Annotated in this window: 12 protein-coding genes; 9 read left to right on the top strand and 3 right to left on the bottom strand. The window is 71.7% G+C overall.

Going from position 1 to position 21,118, the window contains the following annotated elements; translation table 11 throughout:
- Positions 1–43: 43 nt before the first annotated feature.
- From AC1DTW_RS10345 to AC1DTW_RS10330, 4 genes are read left to right on the top strand one after another with little or no spacing between them, the layout of a single operon-like run.
- Positions 44–9,385 carry a GAF domain-containing protein gene (locus AC1DTW_RS10345; RefSeq protein WP_477980979.1) on the top strand — a complete coding sequence of 3,114 codons (9,342 nt, stop codon included), beginning with the start codon at positions 44–46 and terminating at the stop codon, positions 9,383–9,385.
- The gene (locus AC1DTW_RS10340; RefSeq protein ID WP_477980978.1) at positions 9,375–9,716 is read left to right on the top strand and encodes an Hpt domain-containing protein; all 342 of its coding nucleotides are present in this window, start codon (positions 9,375–9,377) and stop codon (positions 9,714–9,716) included. The genes AC1DTW_RS10345 and AC1DTW_RS10340 overlap by 11 nt, the downstream gene beginning before the upstream one ends.
- Positions 9,709–10,752 (top strand): adenylate/guanylate cyclase domain-containing protein, encoded by a 1,044-nt coding sequence (locus tag AC1DTW_RS10335; protein ID WP_477980977.1) that lies wholly within the window; start codon positions 9,709–9,711, stop codon positions 10,750–10,752. Before AC1DTW_RS10340 ends, AC1DTW_RS10335 begins: the two co-directional genes overlap by 8 nt.
- Before the next feature lie 17 nt (positions 10,753–10,769).
- A complete protein-coding gene (locus AC1DTW_RS10330) occupies positions 10,770–11,717 on the top strand; it encodes an alpha/beta hydrolase (protein WP_477980976.1) in 948 nt (315 codons plus the stop codon).
- Positions 11,718–11,728: 11 nt separating this feature from the next.
- On the opposite strand, the gene AC1DTW_RS10325 is transcribed toward AC1DTW_RS10330, so the two are convergent.
- Positions 11,729–12,376 (bottom strand): DedA family protein, encoded by a 648-nt coding sequence (locus AC1DTW_RS10325; RefSeq protein ID WP_477980975.1) that lies wholly within the window; start codon positions 12,374–12,376, stop codon positions 11,729–11,731.
- Positions 12,377–12,446: 70 nt separating this feature from the next.
- On the opposite strand from AC1DTW_RS10325, the gene mutL reads away from it, so the two are divergent.
- Together mutL and AC1DTW_RS10315 are read left to right on the top strand one after the other, a co-directional pair.
- The gene (gene mutL / locus AC1DTW_RS10320; RefSeq protein ID WP_477980974.1) at positions 12,447–14,273 is read left to right on the top strand and encodes a DNA mismatch repair endonuclease MutL; all 1,827 of its coding nucleotides are present in this window, start codon (positions 12,447–12,449) and stop codon (positions 14,271–14,273) included.
- A gap of 57 nt (positions 14,274–14,330) precedes the next feature.
- The gene (locus AC1DTW_RS10315) at positions 14,331–15,566 is read left to right on the top strand and encodes a pseudouridine synthase (protein ID WP_477980972.1); all 1,236 of its coding nucleotides are present in this window, start codon (positions 14,331–14,333) and stop codon (positions 15,564–15,566) included.
- Between the two features lie 100 nt (positions 15,567–15,666).
- Here the strand turns inward: AC1DTW_RS10315 and AC1DTW_RS10310 are convergent, their stop codons facing one another.
- Entirely contained in the window at positions 15,667–16,266 is a 600-nt protein-coding gene (locus AC1DTW_RS10310; protein ID WP_477980971.1) for a DUF1579 domain-containing protein, read from the bottom strand.
- Positions 16,267–16,384: 118 nt separating this feature from the next.
- Here AC1DTW_RS10310 and miaA point away from each other — a divergent pair, with 118 nt between their 5' ends.
- The 3 genes from miaA (at position 16,385) to AC1DTW_RS10295 (ending at position 20,572) form a co-directional block, all read left to right on the top strand.
- Positions 16,385–17,320: a tRNA (adenosine(37)-N6)-dimethylallyltransferase MiaA gene (gene miaA / locus AC1DTW_RS10305; RefSeq protein ID WP_477980970.1), complete on the top strand. Its 936-nt coding sequence runs from the start codon at positions 16,385–16,387 to the stop codon at positions 17,318–17,320.
- Positions 17,321–17,390: 70 nt separating this feature from the next.
- Entirely contained in the window at positions 17,391–18,053 is a 663-nt protein-coding gene (locus AC1DTW_RS10300; RefSeq protein ID WP_477980969.1) for an ABC transporter ATP-binding protein, read from the top strand.
- Positions 18,053–20,572: an ABC transporter permease gene (locus AC1DTW_RS10295; RefSeq protein ID WP_477980968.1), complete on the top strand. Its 2,520-nt coding sequence runs from the start codon at positions 18,053–18,055 to the stop codon at positions 20,570–20,572. The genes AC1DTW_RS10300 and AC1DTW_RS10295 overlap by 1 nt, the downstream gene beginning before the upstream one ends.
- Before the next feature lie 16 nt (positions 20,573–20,588).
- Here AC1DTW_RS10295 and AC1DTW_RS10290 read toward each other — a convergent pair whose 3' ends face one another.
- The gene (locus AC1DTW_RS10290) at positions 20,589–21,116 is read right to left on the bottom strand and encodes a M48 metallopeptidase family protein (protein WP_477980967.1); all 528 of its coding nucleotides are present in this window, start codon (positions 21,114–21,116) and stop codon (positions 20,589–20,591) included.
- Positions 21,117–21,118: the final 2 nt, after the last annotated feature.

Below are 21,118 nucleotides of genomic sequence, written 5' to 3'. Positions count from 1 at the left end.
CCGGCCCGGCTCCTCCACGGCGGAAGGTTCGTTCGAGCGACGCATGCCTGCTTCACGAAAGACACTCGCAGCGCCGCGGCGCGCCACCACATCGCGCCCACGCGGCCCGGCCGTCGCCGTGGCCGAGGTCGCGGCACTGGCCTGGTCCGGGCGCCAGCAGCAGGCGATCGCCGCGGCAACGCAGGCGCTGCAGTCCGCAGCACTCGACACCGGCGAGCGCATCGCCTTGCTCGACGAGCGCGCCGAGAGCCACCTCGCGGTGGGCGACTTCGCGGCCGCGCTGGACGACGCGCTAGCGCTGCGCGCGCTCGCGCGCAGCGCCGGCACGGCCGAGCCGAAAGCGCGCGCGCTGTGCCGCTTGTCGCTGGTCCAGGTGCGCCAGGGCGACCACGTCGGCGCCCAGCGCAGCGCGCGGGCGGCACTGGCGGCGGCGCGCAGCGCGCATCACGAGGGGCTCATGGCGCTGGCGCTGTTCCGCCTCGCCGAGGCGCAGTGGCGCGGGCGCGACGAGCGCGCCGGCTTGCGCCATGCGCAGCAGGCCACCGAGCGCTTCGGGCGCTTGGGCGATGCCGTCTGGCAGGGCCGATCGCTGTGGTCGCAGGCCTGCGCGCTGTCGCTGCTCGGGCGCAAGACCGAGGCCGTCGAAGCGGCCGCACGCGCCGTCGCCCTCGCGGAGCAGACGGGCGATCAGTCAGGCCTGGGCAGCGCCTGCAACCTGCGCTGGCGCGAGGACCCGGACATCGCGGTGCGCCTCGCCGGCCTGCGGCGATCCGTGGCCGCCTTCGGCGCCGCCGGTTACACCGAGCGCCAGCACGGCATCCGCCACAACCTCGCGCTCGCCTACGGTTCGATGGGGCTGTACCGGCTGGCACTGCGCACCGCGCTGGCGGTGCTCGAGGCCGAGCGGCACCATCAGAACCCGAACTCGCGCGCCCTCACGGTGGGCGTCGTCGCGGCGCTCGAGGGCTTTCTGCGCAACGCCGACGGCGCACGCCGTTGGCGCGACGAGCTGGCACGGCTCGACGCGACCCTGCACGACCCCGTGTTCGGCTGGATGCTGGGCAACGTCGACGCCACGGTCGCCGAGATCGGCGGCGACCTGCCCGGCTGGCGGCGCCACGCGCAGGCGGGCGCCGAGTCCACGAAGCAGCTGCCGGAGAGCAGCTTCGCGATCGTCTCGCTGACCTCGCTGGCGCGCGCCTGGCTGCGGTCGGGGCGGCCACAGCGCGCATTGACAGTCGCGCGCCGCGCGGTCGAACTCGTCGCCGCGCGCGACAGGCCGACGCTGATCGGTCTGGCGTCGCCGGTCGGCGCCTGGTGGGCGCACGCCGCTGCGCTCGCCGCCGTGGGCCACGAACAGCAGGCTGCGGTTCAGCTCGAACGCGCGTACCGCCATCTGTGCGACGGCGTCGCCACGCTCGGCGACGAGGGCCTGCGGCGCAGCTGGTTCCACAAGGTCGCGGTGCACCGCGAGGTGATCGACGCGTGGCGTGTCGAAGCCCGGCGTCGCGGGCCCGGCGGCGCCGAGGCGCTGCCGCACCTGCGGGCCCGCACCAGCCCGAGCGAGGCCTTCGACCGCCTTGCCGACATCGGCCTGCGCCTGAACGAACTGCGCAACGAGGCCGAGTGGCGCGAACTGCTGCTCGACCAGGCCACCGAGCTGTGCGGCGCCGAGCGCGTGCTGCTGGTGCTCGAAGGACCGGACGGCGCCTTCGTCGCCGGGCACGAGCTGCCGCCGGGCGAGACGCCGGCCGAGCTGCTGGCGGCGATCGCGCCGTGGCTGGCCGAAGCGCGGCGCAGCCGCGCCGCGAGCCTGCGCCACGGGCCGGAGGGCGCCGATCAGGTCGACCAACGCTCGTGCCTGATCGCACCGCTGATCGCGCAGCGCGAGCTGCTCGGCTTCCTGTACGCCGACATCGACGGGCTCTATGGCCGTCTGCGCGACAGCGACCGCGACCTGCTGACGATGCTCGCGAGTCAGGCCGCGGTCGCACTGGCCAACCTGCGCATCACCGCCGGCCTCGAGAACAAGGTGGCCGAGCGCGGCGCCGAACTGCGGGCGTCGAATGCGCGGCTCGACCAGCAGGCCAACGAGCTGAAGATCATCAACCGCATTCAGCAAGGCATGGCCGCCGAACTGAACCTGCTGGCGCGCGGCGATCCCTCGGGCGCCGCACATCGAACGCGAGAGCACCCCGGCGACATCGGCCTGCGCTGGACCGATCACGCCGGCGGGCTGGCGCACTATCGGTTCGCCTACGAGGTCGGCAAGCGCTTTCTGCTGGAGCCCGCCCGGCTCCCCACCGACAGCCCCGTCGTCAAGGCGTTGGAGGCGACACGCCAGCCGCTGATGGTTGCCACACGCGCGCAGGCCGAAGCGCTCGGGCTCGGCACAGCGGCCTCGGCGCCGCCGGGCTCGCGCCTGTTCGTCCCGATCGTCGGCAGCGACCGCCTGCTCGGCACGCTCGAGATGGTGGACGAGGCGCACGAAAACGCATTCGGTGAATCCGAGTTGCGGCTCTTGACGACGCTCGCCGCGAGCATGGGCGTGGCGCTCGAGAACGCGCGCCTCTTCGACGAGACCCAGCGCCTGCTGAAGGAAACCGAGCAGCGCAATGCCGAGCTGGCGGTGATCAACAGCATCCAGCAGGCGGTGGGCGCCGAGCTCGACTTCCAGGCCATCGTCGACGTGGTCGGCGACAAGCTGCGCGAGGTGTTCGGCACCGGCGACATGAGCATCCGCTGGTGGGACGAGAAGGCGAACCTCATCCACCAGCTCTACGGGTACGAGCATGGCCTGCGTCTGAACATCGCGCCGCGCACGCCCGCGCCCGGCGGCCCGGTGGCGCGCTTCCTGAGCGAGCGCAAGGTCTGGCTGGCCAACTCGCCCGCCGAGCAGGCGGCGTTGGGCGTCACGACCACGCCCGGCACCGACGCGTCACGCTGCCTGCTGGCCGTGCCGATGATGGCCGGCGAGCGCGTCCTCGGCGCGGTGATGCTCGAGAACCACGAGCGCGACAACGCCTTCGGCCCCGACGACGTGCGTCTCGTGTCGACAATCGCGGCCAGCATGGGCGTGGCGCTGCTCAACGCCAACAGCTTCGAGGCCGAGCGCCAGCGCGCGGCGGAGCTGGCGATCATCAACGCGGTGCAGCAGGCGCTCGCGGGCAAGCTCGAGATGCAGGCCATCTACGAGGTCGTCGGCGACCGCATCCGCGACACCTTCGATGCCCAAGCCGTGCTGGTCGCGAGCTTCGATCACGCCCGCGACGTCGAGGTCTTCCACTACACCTTCGAGAAGGGCCGGCGCTTCGAGGCGCCACCGCGTGCGATCGGCCCGGTGCGCAGGCGCCTGATCGAGACGCACGAACCGTACTTGAACAATCGCGTGACGCCGGAAGTGATCCGCCGCACTCGCGGCACGCCGGTCGGCGATTCGACGCTGCCCAAGTCGGTGATCTTCGCACCGATGATCTCCGGCGACATTGTCACCGGCTACCTCAGCATCCAGAACGTCGACCGCTACGACGCGTTCAGCGACAGTGACCTGCGCCTGATGCAGACCCTGGCCGCGAGCATGAGCGTGGCGCTGGAGAACGCGCGCCTGTTCGACGAGACCCAGCGCCTGCTGAAGGAGACCGAGCAGCGCAACGCCGAGCTCGCGGTGATCAACAGCATCCAGCAGGGGCTCGCGTCGCAGCTGAACCTGCAGGGCGTGATCGACCTGGTCGGCGACAAGCTGCGCGAGATCTTCGCCGCCGACGTGGTCGGCATCGCGCTGCTCGACCGGGCGCACAGCGTCGTCAGCTATCCGTACCTGATCGACCACGACGAGCGCTTCCATCCGCCGCCCAACCCGCGCGGGCTGGAGACCGGCATCGGCGGCATCACGATGCGCACCCGCCGCACGCTGGTGTTCGACACCGCGGTGGCGCTGGAAGAATTCCTGCGCGCCAACGGCATCGAGAGCAAGGTCATCGGCGGCGCGGTGCTCGACGAATCGTTCGTCTACACGCCGCTGCTGCGCGGCGACGAGGCGATCGGCCTGATCGCGATCGGCAAGCAGCCCGCGCACGCGTTCGCGCCGAGCGACGTCGCGCTGATCACCACGGTCGCGGCGAGCCTCAGCGTGGCGCTGCAGAACGCGCAGAGCTTCGAGGCCGAGCGCCAGCGCGCGGCCGAGCTCGCGATCATCAACGCGGTGCAGCAGGCGCTGGCCGGCGAGCTGAGCCTGCAGGGCGTGTACGACGCGGTCGGCGACAAGCTGCGCGACATGTTCCCGGGCGCCTACGTGTCGGTGCGCGTGTTCGATCCGGCGACCGGGCTGGCGCATGTGCCCTACACGTACTGCGACGGCGAGCGCCTCGATCCGCCGCCACCGACATCCGCCGACCGCGGCTTCATCGGCGAGGTGCTGCGCACCGGCCGCACGCTGCTGATCAACGAGGACTTCGCGGCCCAGGCCGAGCGCTACGGCTCGTACATGCTGCACGGCAAGATCGCGCCGCCGAAGTCGCAGCTGATGGTGCCGCTGACGACCGGCGGCGAAGTGCGCGGCGCGCTGCAGCTGTTCGACCGCGATCGCGAGCACGCCTACAGCGACAGCGACGTGCGCCTGCTCGAGACGCTCGCCGCGAGCATGAGCGTCGCGCTCGAGAACGCGCGCCTGTTCGACGAGACCCAGCGGCTGCTGAAGGAGACCGAGCAGCGCAACGCCGAGCTGGCCGTGATCAACAGCGTGCAGCAGGGCATCGCCGGGTCGCTCGACTTCCAGGGCATCGTCGAGCTGGTCGGCGACAAGCTGCGCGAGGTGTTCCACAGCAAGGACCTCAGCATCCGCTGGATCGACCCCGAGACCGACGAGCAGGTCTTTCTGTACGTCTACGAACTCGGCGTCCGGTTTCCGGTGTGGCGCGTGCCCATGTCGACGGTCGGCCCGGCGACGCGGCGCCTGATCGAGACGCGACAGCCCAGCCTCTTCAACACGGTGGCCGAGCAGCTGGCCGCCGGCGCCGGTGCCCAGCCGGGCACCGCGCAGGCGAAGGCGATCGTCTACGTGCCGATCGTCGGTCGCGAGCGCGTGCTGGGTTTCATCGGCCTGGAAAACTACGAGCGCGAGCACGCCTACGGCGAGGCCGAGGTCCGGCTGCTGCAGACCGTGGCCGCGTCGATGGGCGTGGCGCTCGAGAACGCGCGCCTGTTCGAGGAGACGCAGCTCCTGCTCAGGGAGACCGAGCGCCGCAGCGCCGAGCTGGCGGTGATCAACCGCATCCAGGAGGGCATGGCGCGGGAGTTGAACTTCCAGGCCATCGTCGACCTGGTCGGTGACAAGTTGCGCGAGCTGTTCGACACCGGCGACATGACCATCCTATGGTGCGACGAGAAGGCGCAGGTGAATCGGCCGCTGTACGCCTACGAACACGGCGAGCGGCTGCATGAGCTGCCGGTCTCCCCCATCCGCACCGACAGACCGGTCGACCAATTGCTGCTGCGCGGGCAGCCGGCGGTGGCGGGCAGCCGCGCGCAGATGGACGCGCTGGGCATCCGGCTCGTCGAGGGCACCGATGCCAGCCTGAGTTGCGTCTTCGTGCCCGTGATCGTCGGCGAGCGCCTGACCGGCGCGATCGTCGTCGAGAGCTTCGAGCGCGAGAACGCCTTCAGCGACGCCGACGTGAACCTGATGTCGACGATCAGCGCCGCGATGGGCGTGGCGCTCGAGAACGCGCGCCTGCTCGAGGAGACGCAGCGACGCGCGCGCGAGTCGTCGGCGCTGTCGGATGTCGGGCGCGACCTGTCGTCCTCGCTCGACCTGGCCACCGTGATGAACCGCATCGCCGGCCACGCGAGAGAGCTGCTGCAGGCGAACAGCAGCGCGATCTTCCTGCCCGACCCCGGCGGCGCGACGCATCGCGCGATCGTCGCGCTCGGCGACAACGCCGAAGCGATCCGCGCCACGGTCGTGCGGGCCGGCGTCGGCATCATCGGCAGCCTGCTGCAAAGCGGCCGCGCCGAACGCATCAACGACGCCCAGGCCGACCCGCGCGCGCTGCAGATCGCCGGCACCGAGTCGCAGCATGACGAGCGCCTGATGGTCGTGCCGCTATTGGCCGGCGAGCAGGTGCAGGGCGCGATGGCGGTCTGGCGCAGCGGCGGCGCGCCGTTCGAGACCCACGAGCTGGAGTTCCTGGTCGGCCTGTCGCGCCAGGCCGTGATCGCGATCCAGAACGCACGCCTGTTCAACGAGACCCGCGAGGCGCTCGAGCGGCAGACCGCGACGGCCCAGGTGCTGCAGGTCATCAGCTCGTCGGTGGCCGACGCGCGGCCCGTGTTCGATGAAATCCTGAGCAGTTGCCAGCGCCTGTTCGACAGTGCCGAGCAGGGCATCCTGCTGCTCGGCGACGACGACCATCGGCTGCACCTGGGTGCCCACCACGGCTCGGCGAAGCCGCTGCTGGAAAAGATCTTCGCGGCCGGCGTGCCCGCCGGGCCGCTCGGCGACGGCGTGCTCAGGCGCACGCCGCTGCACGTGCCGGACGTGTTCGCCGAGGGCACGCCGCCGTGGCTGCGGCGCATCGCCGACCAGCTCGGCGTCGGCGCGTATTCGCAGGTGCTGGCGCCGATCGCGCGTGAGGACCGTGCGATCGGCTACCTGTACGCGATCCGCCAGCCTGCGACCGGCTTCGATGCGAAGGAGATCGCGCTGTTGCAGACCTTCGCCGAGCAGGCCGTGATCGCGATCCAGAACGCGCGGCTGTTCACCGAGACCCAGGAAGCCCTGGAGAAGCAGACCGCGACCAGCGAGATCCTGCGCGCCATCTCGGGCTCACCGACCAACACGTCGCCGGTGTTCCAGGCGATCGCCGAGCGCTCGATGGCGCTGTGCGACGCGCGTTACAGCTTCGTGTTCACCTACGACGGCGAATGGATCCGGCTCGCCTGCAACGCCGGCACTTCCGAAGCGGGCCTGCAGGCCGTGGCCAAGCACTTTCCGATGCGCGCGGGCGGCCATTCGATCACCGCACGCACCATCGCCTCCGGTGACGTGGTCAACGTGGCCGATGCGCTGGCCCTGCAGGGCAACCTGCTGGCTTCGGCCGCGCAGGTGGCGGACTTCCGTGCCGCGCTGGGGGTGCCGATGCTGCGCCAGGGCGAGGTCATCGGCGCCATCGTCGTCGGCCGTGCCGAGGTGGGCGAGTTCGCCGCTCACGAGGTCGACCTGCTGCAGACCTTCGCCGACCAGGCGGTGATCGCGATCGAGAACGTGCGGCTGTTCAACGAGACCCAGGAGGCGCTCGAACGCCAGACGGCAACGGCCGACGTGCTGCGCGTCATCAGCAGTTCGGTGTCCGACACGGCGCCGGTGTTCCAGGAGATCATGCACAGCTGCCAGCGCCTGTTCAACAACGGTCAGGTCGGCATCGCGCTGATCGGCGCCGATGGCCTGATGCACTTCGATGCCGAGACCTCGTTCATCGAGGCGAACGCCGACGCGCTGATCAAGTCGCAGTTCCCGCGCCCGGTGCGGGACTCGATCCACGGCTACGCGATCCACAAGCGGCAGGTGCTGCACTACCCGGACGTCCAGCACGGCCCCGGCGTGCCCGAAGGCCTGCGGCGCTCGGCCGAGCAGGTCGGCAACTATTCGTACCTGGTCGCGCCGATGCTGTGGGAAGACAGCGGCGTCGGTGCGCTGCAGGTGGTGCGCCGGCCGCTCGCGCCGTTCTCCGACCGCGACATCAGCTTGCTGAAGACCTTTGCCGACCAGGCCGTGATCGCGATCCAGAACGCACGCCTTTTCAACGAGGCCCAGGAAGCCCGCGCCGCCGCCGAGACCGCGAACGAGGCGAAGAGCGCGTTCCTCGCGACCATGAGCCACGAAATCCGCACGCCGATGAATGCAGTCATCGGCATGAGCGGCCTGCTGCTGGACACGCCGCTGACCGACGAGCAGCGCGACTTCGCCGGCACGATCCGCGACAGCGGCGACGCGCTGCTGACGATCATCAACGACATCCTCGATTTCTCGAAGATCGAGGCCGGGCGCATGGACATCGAGCGGCACCCCTTCGACCTGCGCGAGTGCGTCGAGGCAGCACTCGACCTGATCGGCAACCGCGCCGCCGAGAAGCAGCTCGACCTCGCCTATGTGTTCGAGGGCGAGGTGCCGGCCGCGGTGCTGGGCGACGTGACGCGGCTGCGCCAGGTGCTGCTGAACCTGCTGAGCAACGCGGTCAAGTTCACCGACCACGGCGAGGTCGTGCTGGCTGTCTCGGCCGACGGCGACCGGCTGCAGTTCGGCGTGCGCGACACCGGCATCGGCTTGAGCGAGGCCGGCATCGCCAAGCTGTTCCAAAGCTTCAGCCAGGCCGACAGTTCCACCACGCGCAAGTACGGCGGCACCGGCCTGGGCCTGGCGATCAGCAAGCGGCTCGCCGAGCTGATGGGCGGCACGATGTGGGTCGATAGCGCCGGCCCCGGCCGAGGCAGCACCTTCCGCTTCACGATCGACGCGCCACCGGCCGCGCTGCCCGCGGGCAGCCGGCGCGACTTCATCGGCGAGCAGCCGGCGCTGAAGGGCCGGCGCATCCTGGTCGTCGACGACAACGCGACGAACCGCCGCATCCTCGCGCTGCAGGCCGCCAAGTGGGGCATGGTGTCGCAGGACACCGAGACGCCCGAGCAGGCCCTGCAGATGCTGCAGCGCGACGCCTTCGACCTCGCGATCGTCGACATGCACATGCCGGGCATGGACGGCAACATGCTGGCCGAGCGCATCCGCGCGGCCGGGCACACCCTGCCGCTGGTGCTGTTCACCTCGCTCGGCCACCGTGACGGCGCCGACAGCCTGTTCGCCGCGGTGCTGACCAAGCCGCTGCGCCAGAGCCAGCTGTTCGACACGCTGGTCACGCTGCTCGCGCACGACGCCGCGCCGAAGGCCGCGCCGCAGCCCGCCAAGCCGAAGATCGATGCGACGCTCGCCAAGCGCCAACCGCTGCGCATCCTGCTCGCCGAAGACAACGTCGTGAACCAGAAGCTCGCGCTGCGCCTGCTGCAGCAGATGGGCTACCGCGCCGATGTCGCGAGCAACGGCATCGAGGCGATCGAATGCGTCGAGCGCCAACCCTACGATGTGGTGCTGATGGACGTGCAGATGCCCGAGATGGACGGGCTGGAAGCCTCGCGCCGCATCACCGCGAAGTGGCCCGCGCACGCGCGCCCGCGCATCGTCGCGATGACCGCCAACGCGATGCAGGGCGACCGTGAGCAGTGCCTGGCCGCCGGCATGGACGACTACGTGACCAAGCCGATCCGCGTCGATGCGCTGGTGCAGGCGCTTTCGCAGGTACCGAAGAGACTCAACGAAGGGGCAGTGGATGAGCGCTGAGACACCGATCGACCTGGCCGCATGGCGCGATCTGCAGGACACCGCCGGGTCGGAGTTCGCGGTCGAGCTGGCTGGCACCTTCCTGGAGGAATCGCCGCTGCTGCTGGCCGAGATCGCGCGCGCGCATGTGCAGGGCGATGCCGAGGCCTTCCGGCGTGCCGCGCATTCGCTGAAGAGCAACGCGTTGACCTTCGGCGCGACGGCGCTCGCGCAGCGCGCACGCGCGCTCGAGCTGGCGCCGCTCGCCGCGGCCGACGCGGCCGCGCTGGCGGCGTTGCAGGCCGCGCACGACACGGCGGCGGCGGCGCTGCGGGAGCTGATCCGTGACTGAGCGCCGCGCCCGGCTGCTGGTGGCCGACGACAACAAGGTCAATCGGCTGCTGCTGGCGCGCAACCTCGAGCTGCTCGGTCACGAGGTGGTCACCGCCGAGAACGGCCGCATCGCGATCGAGCGGCTGCGCGCCGAGCCCTTCGACCTGCTGCTGCTCGACATCGCGATGCCCGAGATGGACGGCTTCCAGGTGCTCGAGCTGCTGCTCGCCGACCTGAAGCTGCGCGACCTCGGCGTGATCGTGACCTCGGCACTCGAGGGCCTGGCCAACGTCGTGCGCTGCATCGAGCTCGGTGCCGAGGACTACCTGACCAAGCCGGTCAACGCGGTGCTGCTGAAGGCGCGCATCGGTGCGAGCCTCGAGAAGAAGCGTCTGCGCGATCAGCAGAAGGAGATGGTGCGGCGCTTCGCGACCTCCGAGGTGGCGCAGGACCTGCAGCAGTCGGGCTTCGCGCTCGGCGGCCGGCGCGTCAGCGGCACCGTGATGTTCTCGGACATCCGCGGCTTCACCGCGCTGGTCGAGTCGCAGCCGCCCGAAGAGACGATCGAGCTGCTCAACACCTACTACACGCTGATGTTCGATGCGATCAGCGGCCACGGCGGCGTCGTCAACCAGATGGTCGGCGACGGCTTGATGGCGATCTTCGGCGCGCCGCTGCCGCTGGCCGACCACGCGGGCGCCGCGGTGCGCGCGGCGCTCGACATGATCGAGATGATCGAGCTGCTCAACGCCGAGCGCGCGAGCGAGGGCAAGGCCCCGCTGCGCATCGGCATCGGCATCGCCAGCGGCGAGATGGTCGCGGGCTACACCGGCACGCAGCAGCGCGCGACCTACACCTGCATCGGCGACACGGTCAACCTCGCGGCGCGCCTCGAGGCCCACACCAAGGTCGCGCAGCGCGCGATCCTGATCGACAGCGCGACGCGCGCGAGCCTCGCCCCCGCCGTCGGCTGCGATGCGCTCGGCACCGCGTCGTTCCATGGCAAGTCCGCGCCGGTCGAGGTGTTCGCGGTGGCCGGGACGGCGTCGCGTTGAGACACGAGAGAACCACCATGCTGCATCCCCAGACCCGCGCGCTGCTCGACCTGATCGAGGCGCGCCGGATCCCGCCGACGCACACGCTGAGCGTCGCCGACGCGCGTGCCTGGTACCGCGACCGGCGCAGCGTCACGCAGCCGGCGCCGCCGGACGTCGCGCAGGTCAGCGAGATGCAGGCGAGCGGGCCGCATGGCGCGATCCCATTGCGCTGCTACCGCCCGCTCGGTTCGAGTAGCGGCGACGTGCTGCCGGTGCTCGTCTACTTCCACGGTGGCGGCTGGACCATCGGCGATCTCGACACCCACGACACGCTGTGCCGCGAACTCGCGAACGGCGCCGGTTGCGCGGTCGTCGCGGTCGACTACCGGATGGGACCCGAGCATCGTTTCCCGGCAGCGGTCGACGACGCAGTCGCGGCGACGCGCTGGGTGCGCGAGCACGCCGCCGAACTGCGGCTCGATGCGACGCGCCTCGCGGTCGGCGGCGACAGCGCCGGCGGCAACCTCGCGGCCGTCGTCGCGATCGCCGCGCGCGACAGCGGTGACCTGCCGATCGCGTTCCAGCTGCTGATCTATCCGGCAACCGACCAGCATCGCGGCGCGCCGTCGCACACCGAGAACGCGCAGGGCTATCTGCTGACCCGCGACACGATGGACTACTTCTGCGGCCACTACCTCGCCGACCCGGCCCAGCACGACGACTGGCGCGCTTCGCCGCTGCTGTGCGAAGACCTCGGCCGGCTGCCGCCGGCCCTCGTGCTGACCGCCGGCTACGACCCGCTGCGCGACGAGGGCAAGGCCTATGCGGAACGACTCACCGCGGCCGGCAACAGCGCGAGCCATGTCTGCTTCGATCGGCAGATCCACGGCTTCATCCCGATGGGCAAGCTGCTGGACGAGGCCAACACTGCGGTCACACTGTGCGCGGCCGAACTGCGCCGCGCGCTGCGCGACGGCGGTTGAGAGGCTGAGGCTCAGGCCGCGTGCGGCTTGCGCCGCGCGCGCCATGCGCCCCACAGCACCAGCAGCCCGGGCAGCAGGATCGCGCCCCAGATGATCTTGTCGAGGTTGTTCTTGACCCACGGGATCTCGCCGAACAGGTAGCCGGCGGTCGTGACCCCGCCGACCCACAAGGTGCCGCCGATCACGTCGAACATCGTAAACTTGCGCCGCGTCATCTGCGCGACCCCGGCGACGAAGGGCGCGAAGGTGCGCAGGAACGGCATGAAGCGCGCGACCACGATGGTCGTGCCGCCGTACTTCTCGTAGAACGCGTGGGCCTGGTCGAACGCCTTCTTGTTGAAGAAGCGCGAGCTCTCCCACTGGAACACGCGCGGCCCGAAGTGGCGGCCGATCGCGTAGTTGCTCTGGTTGCCCAGGATCGCCGCGGCGATCAGCAGCACCAGCACCAGCGGCAGGCTCATCAGCCCGGCGCCGCACAAGGCGCCGACGACGAAGAGCAGCGAGTCGCCCGGCAGGAACGGCATCACGACGACGCCGGTCTCGACGAAGATGATCAGGAACAGCAGCGCGTAGACCCAGGCGCCGTAGGCCTGCACGAAGTCGCGCAGGTGCGCGTCGACGTGCAGGATGAAGTCGAGCAGGAAGTGCAGAAGGTCCATGCGGCGCGATTATCGGGGCCGCCCCGGGGCGCGCCGCCGAGCGGCCGACGCAGGTTTCTACAATGCGCCGATGAACGCCGTGTTCCAGCCCCTGCCGCGCCGCCCGATCCGCGAGCTGCCCGACGAACTCGTCAGCCAGATCGCCGCCGGCGAGGTCGTCGAGCGGCCGGCCTCGGTGGTGCGCGAGCTGGTCGACAACGCGCTCGATGCCGGCGCGACCGAGGTCGCCGTGAAGCTGATCGGCGGCGGCATCCGGGCGATCGTCGTCGAGGACGATGGCGCCGGCATCCCGGCCGGCGAGCTGCCGCTCGCGCTGCGGCGCCACGCGACGAGCAAGATCGCATCGCTGCACGAGCTCGAGGGTGTCGTGACGATGGGCTTTCGCGGCGAGGCGCTGGCGGCGATCGCATCGATCGCCGAGGTCTCGATCGCGAGCCGCACGCCGGATGCCGCGCACGCGCAGCGGCTCGATGCGCGCTCCGGCGAGCTCGTGCCGGCGGCACGCGGCGTCGGCACCAGCGTCGAGGTGCGCGAGCTGTTCTTCGCGACGCCGGCGCGGCGCAAGTTCCTGAAGACCGAGGCGACCGAGTTCGCACATTGCGTCGAAGCGGTGCGCCGCCACGCGCTGGCGCGGCCCGAGGTCGGCTTCACGGTCTGGCACGACGGCAAGCTGGGCGTTCAATGGCGCCGCGCGAGCGCCGCGCAACGCATGCTCGATGTGCTCGGCGCCGAGTTCGTCGGCCAGAGCCGCGAACTCGCGCTGCACACCGGCGTGCTGCGCGTCAGTGGCCGCGCCGGCACGCCCGAGGCGGCGCGCGCGCGCGCCGACCAGCAGTACGTGTACGTCAACGGCCGCTTCGTGCGCGACAAGCTGATCGCCCACGGCGTGCGCTCGGCCTACGAAGACGTGCTGCACGGCGGGCGCCAGCCGGCCTACGTGCTGTTCATCGAGATCGCGCCGGATCGGGTCGATGTCAACGTGCATCCGACCAAGGTCGAGGTGCGTTTTCGCGAATCGCGCGAGGTGCACCAGGCGGTGCGGCGTGCGGTCGAGACGGCGCTCGCGATCCCGCGTGCCGGCGCGGTCGAGGGGCCGGCGAGCGTGGCGCCGGTATTCGCCGCGCCGGGGCTGCGGCACTACCGCGACACGCAGCAGGCTTCGCTCGGGCTGCAGCAGATGGCCACGCTGTACGCGCAGCAGGTGCCGGCGCGCTGGAACGGCGAGGACGCTGCGGCGCCGACGGTACTGAGCACCGCAACGGCCGCGACGCCCGATGGCCGCGACGCTCACGGCGACCACGACACCTGGCCGCTCGGCCGCGCGATCGCGCAGATCGCCGGCGTCTTCGTGCTCGCCGAGAACGCGCAGGGCCTCGTCATCGTCGACATGCACGCGGCGCACGAGCGCATCGTCTACGAGCGGCTGAAGGCGAGCCTCGGCGATCGGCTGGACGCGGCGATCGAGTCGCAGCCCTTGCTGATCCCCGCGAGCTTCAAGGCCACGCCGCAGGAGATCGCGACCGCCGAGGCGCAGGCCGACAACCTGCGCGCGCTCGGGCTCGACATCTCGCCGCTCGCCGCCGGCGTGCTCGCCGTGCGTTCACAGCCGGCCGCACTCGCCGGCGGCGATGTCGTCGAGCTCGCGCGCAGCGTGCTCGCCGAACTGGCGCAATACGACGCAAGCAGCGTGATCCAGCGCGCGCAGCACGAGATCCTGTCGACGATGGCCTGCCATGGCGCGGTGCGCGCAAACCGGCAACTGAGCCTGGCCGAGATGAACGCGCTGCTGCGCGACATGGAGCGCACCGACCGGGCCGACCAGTGCAATCACGGCCGGCCGACCTGGCGCCAGATCACGCTGAAGGAACTCGACGGTCTGTTCTGGCGCGGCCGCTGAAGGCCCCGCCGAGGCCAGGCCGGCGCGCGGGCGGCGCGCCCATGCTCCAATCGCCCCATGGCCACGATCAAACTGAAGAAGCCTGGCAGCGCCGGTGCCCCGCCGCCCGGGATGGCGGAACGTCAGCCGGTGCGCGGCAGCGGTGCCGGCGTCAAGCCTGCGCGGCCGACGCTCGCGCAGGCGCAGGCGCAGCGCGCTGAACGCGAGGCGCGCTACCAGGAACAGCTGCGCCAGCGCTTCGGCGACCGGCCGCCGGAGGCTTTCGCACGCCGCGGCGACAGTCCAGCGCCGGCGCCGCGCGCGCCGAACACGGCGTTCGCTCCGCGCGGTCAGCCGCGCCCGGCCCCGCGGCAGTCGACGCAGCGCGACCCGCGTGGCGCGCCGGAGGGGCAGCGGCGCGATCCGCGTTCGGCGTCGCCGCGCGACCCACGCCAGGCACCGCCGCGTCCGCCGCGCCCGGCCCCGCCGGCCCGCTCGGCCCCGCGCGCCGATCGCCGCCCGCGCGATGACGACGATGACGAGCACTTCGAGCCTGCCGAGCACGCGCCCGGCAGCCTGCGCCTTTCCAAGCGCATGAGCGAGCTCGGCATCGCGTCGCGCCGCGAGGCCGACGAATGGATCGCGAAAGGCTATGTGCGCGTCGACGACCAGATCGTCAGCGAGCTCGGCTCGCGTGTGCTGCCGCACCAGCGCATCACGATCGATGCGAAGGCGAAGTTCCAGCAGGCGCAGCGTGTCACGGTGCTGGTCAACAAGCCGGTCGGGTACGTCTCGGGCCAGGCCGAGGACGGCTACGAACCCGCCGTCGTGCTGGTGACGCCGGCCAACCAGTGGCGCGACGACCGCTCCGGCACGCGCTTTCTGCGTTCGCACCTGAACCACCTCGTGCCTGCCGGCCGGCTCGACATCGATTCGGTCGGCCTGCTCGTGCTGACGCAGGACGGCCGGATCGCGAAACAGCTGATCGGCGAAGACAGCGCGATCGAGAAGGAATATCTGGTGCGCGTCGCCTCGGCCGACGGCAAGCGCCTGGGCGACGCCGGCCTCGCACTGCTGCGCCACGGCCTCGAGCTCGACGGCGAGGCGCTGCGGCCTGCGCAGGTCGAGTGGATCAACGACGACCAGCTGCGCTTCGTGCTGACGCAGGGCAAGAAGCGCCAGATCCGCCGCATGTGCGAGGCCGTCGGGCTGCAGGTGCTCGGGCTGAAACGCGTGCGCATCGGCAACGTGATGCTCGGCGATCTGCCGCCCGGGCAGTGGCGCTATCTGCGCGCCGACGAACGCTTCGAGTGACGCGCCCTCCGGCCGGCGGCGCGCTCGGGTGAATCGGGCCGCCCGCTGACCGACCGGCGGCGCCACGCAAGGGCGTCGCCGGCGTCGGTTCGTCAGTTCGTCACTTCGGCGGCACCGCGTCGCCGGCCGGCCAGCCGGTATCGCCGACGCGCTTCAGCCGCATCTCGAAAAAGCGCGCCGGCGGCTGGCCCGCGACGATGCGGTCGCCGACCTCGTACCACTCGCCGTCCTTCACGAGTGCGGTGTAGCGGATCGTCGTCTGCGGCCCGGCCGGGATCTCCCAGACGTAGCCGTCGCTCGTCGGCGTCAGCACGAAATCGCCGACCATGCCCTGCGCATACGAATGGAAGCGATAGGCCTTCGTGCCGACCTCGTACGAGATCGTCGCGAACGCGTTGAAGCCGACGCGCCCGTCGGCCTCGTAGCCTCGGCCCTCGATGACCTTGACCGAGTTGTCGAGGAACGGGCCGATGCGCTCGGTCTGCGTGATGTGGTGCTTCTCGCCCGAGGGCAGCAGCGTCCACGCGGGGCCGCGCCAGACGCCGTCCATGAACGCGAGCGGCTTCATCGCCTCGCGCTGCGCCGCGATCAGCGCGACCGGGTCGGGCCGGCCCTGGGCGCCGACGGTCGGCGCTGCGCACGCGAGTCCGATCGCCAGCGCGGCGGCAGCGGCGGGCATGCGGTAACGGCGGCAGTTCATTCGGTTCCCTCCCTGGCTGCAGACGGGCGATCATGCCATCGGCGCGGGCCTGATACCCTCGCCGGATGCCTTTTGATCCCGTTGCCGGCCCCGCCGCCGATCCCATGGCGCGCGACCGATGAGCGCCCCGTATCTTTGCCTCGCCGGGCCGACAGCCTCCGGCAAGACCGCTGCGGCGCTCGCGATCGCGGCCGCGTGGGCCGGGACCCGGCCGGTCGAGATCGTCAGCGTCGATTCGGCGCTGGTCTATCGCGGCATGGACATCGGCACCGCGAAGCCGAGCCCGGCCGAACGCGCCGCGGTGCCGCACCACCTGATCGACATCATCGAGCCGAGCGAGGCCTATTCGGCGGCGCGTTTCGTCGTCGACGCGCAGCGCCTGATCGCCGAGATCGACGCGCGCGGCCACCTGCCGCTGCTGGTCGGCGGCACGATGCTGTATTTCAAGGCGCTGTTCGACGGGCTCGATGCGATGCCGGCCGCCGATCGCGCCGTGCGTGCGGCGCTCGCGGAGCAGCTCGAACGCGACGGCCTGCCGGCGCTGTACCGCGAGCTGCAGCGCGTCGACCCGGTCACGGCCGCGCGCCTGAAGCCGGCCGACCAGCAGCGCATCCAGCGCGCACTCGAGGTGTTTCGCGTCAGCGGCCAGCCGCTCGCGTCGTTCCACACCGAGAACAAGCCGCAGCGCGCGTTGCCGCCGCTGATTTCGCTCGAGCCGGACGATCGCGCCTGGCTGCACCGGCGCATCGAGGCGCGCTTTCACCAGATGCTCGACGACGGGTTGGTCGACGAGGTCCGGGCGCTCGGCGAGCGCGGCGACCTGCACGCCGACCTGCCGTCGATGCGCTGCGTCGGCTACCGCCAGACCTGGGAGGCCCTGGTCGACGGCGATCTGAGCGAGCTGCCCGAGCGCGGCGTCGCCGCGACGCGCCAGCTCGCGAAGCGCCAGCTGACCTGGCTGCGCAGCATGCCGCAGCGGCATCGCGTGGCCTGCGACGGCGCCGACCCGATCGCCGAAGTCGTCGCGCTCGCGGCGAAGCTCTCGGCCCCATGAGCCTCGCCCGGCCGCCCGAAGAGGCTCATTCCCGCTCGGCGGGACCGGCCGAAGGCCGTAGGGTGCGCCAATGACCGCCTTGCTGGAGGTCGGCGCGCTCGCGAAGCGCTATGGCGAGACGACGATCTTCCGGCACGTCGACCTGCAGCTCGCGCCGGGCGAGTTCGTCGCGATCCTCGGCGAATCCGGCGTCGGCAAGTCGACGCTGCTGAACTGCATCGCGGGGCTCGACAGCGTCGATGCGGGCGCGGTGCGGATCGCCGGCACCGAGATCACATCGCTGCCCGAGGCGCAGCAGGCGGTGTTCCGCCGCGCGCACCTCGGCTTCGTGTTCCAGGCCTTCCATGTGCTGCCGCACCTGAGCGTCGCGCACAACGTCGGCCTGCCGCTGCTGTTGCAGCGCCGGCCGGACGCGCCGCGCGTGCAGGCCGTGCTCGCGGCGGTCGGCCTGGCCGGGCTCGGCGGGCGGCTGCCGCAGACGCTGTCGGGCGGGCAGCTGCAGCGCGTCGCGATCGCGCGCGCACTGGTGCACAAGCCGCAACTGATCCTCGCCGACGAGCCGACCGGCAACCTCGACCCGGCGACCGCCGAGCGCGTGCTGGACCTGCTCTCGGCGCAGGTCCGCAGCGAAGGCGCCGCCTGCGTGCTGGTGACGCATTCACGCGCCGCTGCGGCCCGCGCCGATCGCGTGATGACGTTGACGGCGGATGGGATCTGCGAAGGCGCGTTGTGATGCTCGCGTTGCTGTGGTCGCTGTTGCGGGAACTCTCGTGGACCGAGCTGCGCCACCACCCGTGGCGCCATCTCGCCGCACTGCTCGCGGTGATGCTCGGCGTGGCGCTCGCGTTCTCGGTGCAACTGATCAACCAGTCGGCGCTGAGCGAGTTCAGCGCCGCGGTGCGCGCGGTCGGCGGGGTGGCCGACTTCGAGCTGCGCGGCCAGCGCAGCGGCTTCGACGAGGCGCTGTACGAACGCGTCGCGCGCCATCCGCAGGTGGTGATCGCGAGCCCGGTGATCGAGATCGACAGCGTCGCGCTCGACGCGCAGGGCCAGCGCGTGCCGCTGAAGATCGTCGGCGTCGACGCACTGATCGCCGCGCCGCTCGCGCCGGCGCTGCTGCCCCGGCCCGACGCCAACGGCGCCGATCGGACCGCGATGCTCGAGCCGGACGCGGTGTTCCTGAACGCGCAGGCACGCCAGCGCCTGCCCGGCGACACGCTGCGTGCACAGACGCCGACCGGCAGCATCACGCTTCAAGTGCGCGGCAGCATCGCCGCCGAAGGTGCCGCGCTCGCGGTGATGGACATCGCCGGCGCGCAGACCGCGTTCGGATGGCTCGGCCGCATCAGCCGCATCGACGTGCGGCTGCGCCCCGGCGCCGACCGGGCGCAGGTGCTGCGCGAGCTCGCGCTGCCGCCGGGCATCCGCGCAGCGTCGCCCGACGAAGCCACGCAACGCGTCTCGAACGTCTCGCGCGCCTACCGCGTGAACCTGACGGTGCTCGCGCTGGTGGCGCTGTTCACCGGCGCGTTTCTGGTGTTCTCGATCCTGTCGCTGTCGGTCGCGAAGCGCGCGCCGCAGCTCGCGCTGCTCGGCGTGCTCGGGCTGACGGGCCGTGAGCGGCTCGCGCTGGTGCTGGCCGAATCGGCGCTGCTCGGTATCGTCGGCAGCGTGCTCGGGCTCGCGCTCGGCACCGCGCTGGCGGCGCTCGCGCTGCGCCTGCTGGCGGGCGATCTGGGCGGCGGCTACTTTCCGGGCGTCACGCCGGCGCTGCAGTTCAGCGTGGCCGCGGCCGCGGTGTACGGGCTGCTCGGTGTCGCCGCGGCGATGGTCGGCGGCTGGCTGCCGGCGCGCAGTGCGCAGCGGCTCGCGCCGGCCCAGGCACTGAAGGGGCTGGGCACCGGCGATGCGCCGGCCGGCCCGGGCTGGCTCGGGCCGCTGCTGCTGGCCGCCGGCGTGGCGCTCGCGCTGCTGCCACCGATCGCCGGCATCCCGCTCGCCGCGTATGGCTCGGTCGCGTGCCTGCTTCTCGGCGGCATCGCCTGCGTGCCGGCCGGCGTCGCCGCCTTGCTGAAGGGCATCGCGCCCCCGGGCCATCCGCTCGCGCTGCTCGCGGTCGAGCGTGCGCGCCACCAGCGCCACAGCGCGACGATCGCGGTCGCCGGCGTCGTCGCGAGCCTGAGCCTGGCGGTCGCGCTGACCGTGATGGTCGCGAGCTTCCGCGATTCGGTCACGCAGTGGCTGGACACGGTGCTGCCCGCCGATCTCTACGTGCGTGCCGCGTCGAGCCTGACCGCCGGCGATGTCGCAACGCTGCCGGCCGCGATGCCCGAGCGCGCCGCGCGATCGAGCGGCGTGCAGCGCGCCGAGGCACAACGCGTCGTCGCGCTGCAGCTGGAGGCCGCGAGGCCCGCGGTCGCGTTGATCGCACGCGCGCTGCCCGAGCCCGGCCGGCGCCTGCCGCTGGTCGGCGAGCTGGTCGCGCTGCCGCCTGGCGCGACCGCGGTCTACGTCAGCGAGGCGATGGTCGACCTGTACCGCGCACGGCCCGGCACGACGCTGGCGCTGCCGCTGCCCGGCGACCCGCGCGTGTTCGTGCGCGGTGTGTGGCGCGACTACGCGCGCCAGCACGGCGCGATCGCGATCGACATCGCCGATTACCGCCGCCTGACCGGCGACACGCGCGTCAACGACCTCGCGCTGTGGCTGCAGCCCCGCGCCGACGCCGCGCGCGTCCAGCACGAGCTGCGCGCGCTCGCCAGCGAGCTCGGGCTCGACGGCGCGCTGCTCGAGTTCGCCTCGGCCGGCGAGATCCGCACGACCTCGCTGCGCATCTTCGACCGCAGCTTCGCGGTGACCTACTGGCTGCAGGCGGTCGCCATCGCGATCGGACTGTTCGGCATCGCCGCGAGCTTCTCGGCGCAGGTGCTCGCGCGGCGCAAGGAGTTCGGGCTGCTCGCGCACCTCGGGCTGACGCGCACGCAGGTGCTTGCGGTGGTGGCCGCCGAGGGCGCCGTCTGGACCGCCGCCGGCGCGCTGCTCGGGCTGCTGCTCGGCCTCGCGGTCAGCGTCGTGCTGGTCGAGGTCGTGAACCCGCAGAGCTTTCACTGGACGATGGACCTGCTGCTGCCGTGGGGTCGCCTCGCCGCGCTGTGCGTCGCGGTGATCGCCTCGGGCACGCTGACCGCCTGGCTCGCGGCGCGCAACGCGGCCGGCCGGCAGATGGCGCTCGCGGTGAAGGAAGACTGGTGACGCGGCCGCGTCGTTGTCAGGGCGCGGGCCAGACCGGCCGACCGCTCGCATCGGCCTGCATCAGGCTCAGGCGCAGGTCGAACTCGAGCTGGTGGTAGTCGGGCTCGATGTGCGTGCACAGCGCGTAGAAGGCGCGGTCGTGCGCGCGCTCCTTCAGGTGCGCGAGCTCGTGCACGACGATCATCTTCAGCAGCGGCTCGGGCAGCACGCGGAAGATCCCGGCGATGCGGATCTCCCGCTTGGCCTTCAGCTTGTTGCCCTGCACGCGCGCGACCGTCGTGTGCGTGCCGAGCGCGTTCTGGATCACATGCAGCCGGTTGTCGTAGACGACCTTCGCGAGCGGCTCGGCGTTGCGCAGATGGCGGTTCTTCAGCGCCATCGTGTAGTCGTACAGCGCGCCGTCGGTGCGTACGCCGTGCGGCGCGCCGTAGCGGCGCTGCAGGCGTTCGGCGAGCACGCCCTGCGCGATCAGTTCGCGCGCTTGCGCCTGAACCTCGTCCGGATAGCCCGCGAGGTAGTTCGGTGCGGGCACGCGCGGCAGCATCG

The sequence above is a fragment of the Rhizobacter sp. P5_A1 genome (assembly GCF_056400745.1).
This window is presented reverse-complemented; position numbering and strand designations above follow the sequence as displayed.

What these genes read in the sequence shown, in the direction of transcription:
- AC1DTW_RS10345 (WP_477980979.1), top strand. Translation starts at nt 44, where the DNA reads ATGCCTGCTTCACGAAAGACACTCGCAGCGCCGCGGCGCGCCACCACA.
- AC1DTW_RS10340 (WP_477980978.1), top strand. Translation starts at nt 9,375, where the DNA reads ATGAGCGCTGAGACACCGATCGACCTGGCCGCATGGCGCGATCTGCAG.
- AC1DTW_RS10330 (WP_477980976.1), top strand. Translation starts at nt 10,770, where the DNA reads ATGCTGCATCCCCAGACCCGCGCGCTGCTCGACCTGATCGAGGCGCGC.
- AC1DTW_RS10325 (WP_477980975.1), bottom strand. Translation starts at nt 12,376, where the DNA reads ATGGACCTTCTGCACTTCCTGCTCGACTTCATCCTGCACGTCGACGCG.
- mutL (WP_477980974.1), top strand. Translation starts at nt 12,447, where the DNA reads ATGAACGCCGTGTTCCAGCCCCTGCCGCGCCGCCCGATCCGCGAGCTG.
- AC1DTW_RS10315 (WP_477980972.1), top strand. Translation starts at nt 14,331, where the DNA reads ATGGCCACGATCAAACTGAAGAAGCCTGGCAGCGCCGGTGCCCCGCCG.
- AC1DTW_RS10310 (WP_477980971.1), bottom strand. Translation starts at nt 16,266, where the DNA reads ATGAACTGCCGCCGTTACCGCATGCCCGCCGCTGCCGCCGCGCTGGCG.
- miaA (WP_477980970.1), top strand. Translation starts at nt 16,385, where the DNA reads ATGAGCGCCCCGTATCTTTGCCTCGCCGGGCCGACAGCCTCCGGCAAG.
- AC1DTW_RS10300 (WP_477980969.1), top strand. Translation starts at nt 17,391, where the DNA reads ATGACCGCCTTGCTGGAGGTCGGCGCGCTCGCGAAGCGCTATGGCGAG.
- AC1DTW_RS10295 (WP_477980968.1), top strand. Translation starts at nt 18,053, where the DNA reads ATGCTCGCGTTGCTGTGGTCGCTGTTGCGGGAACTCTCGTGGACCGAG.
- AC1DTW_RS10290 (WP_477980967.1), bottom strand. Translation starts at nt 21,116, where the DNA reads ATGCTGCCGCGCGTGCCCGCACCGAACTACCTCGCGGGCTATCCGGAC.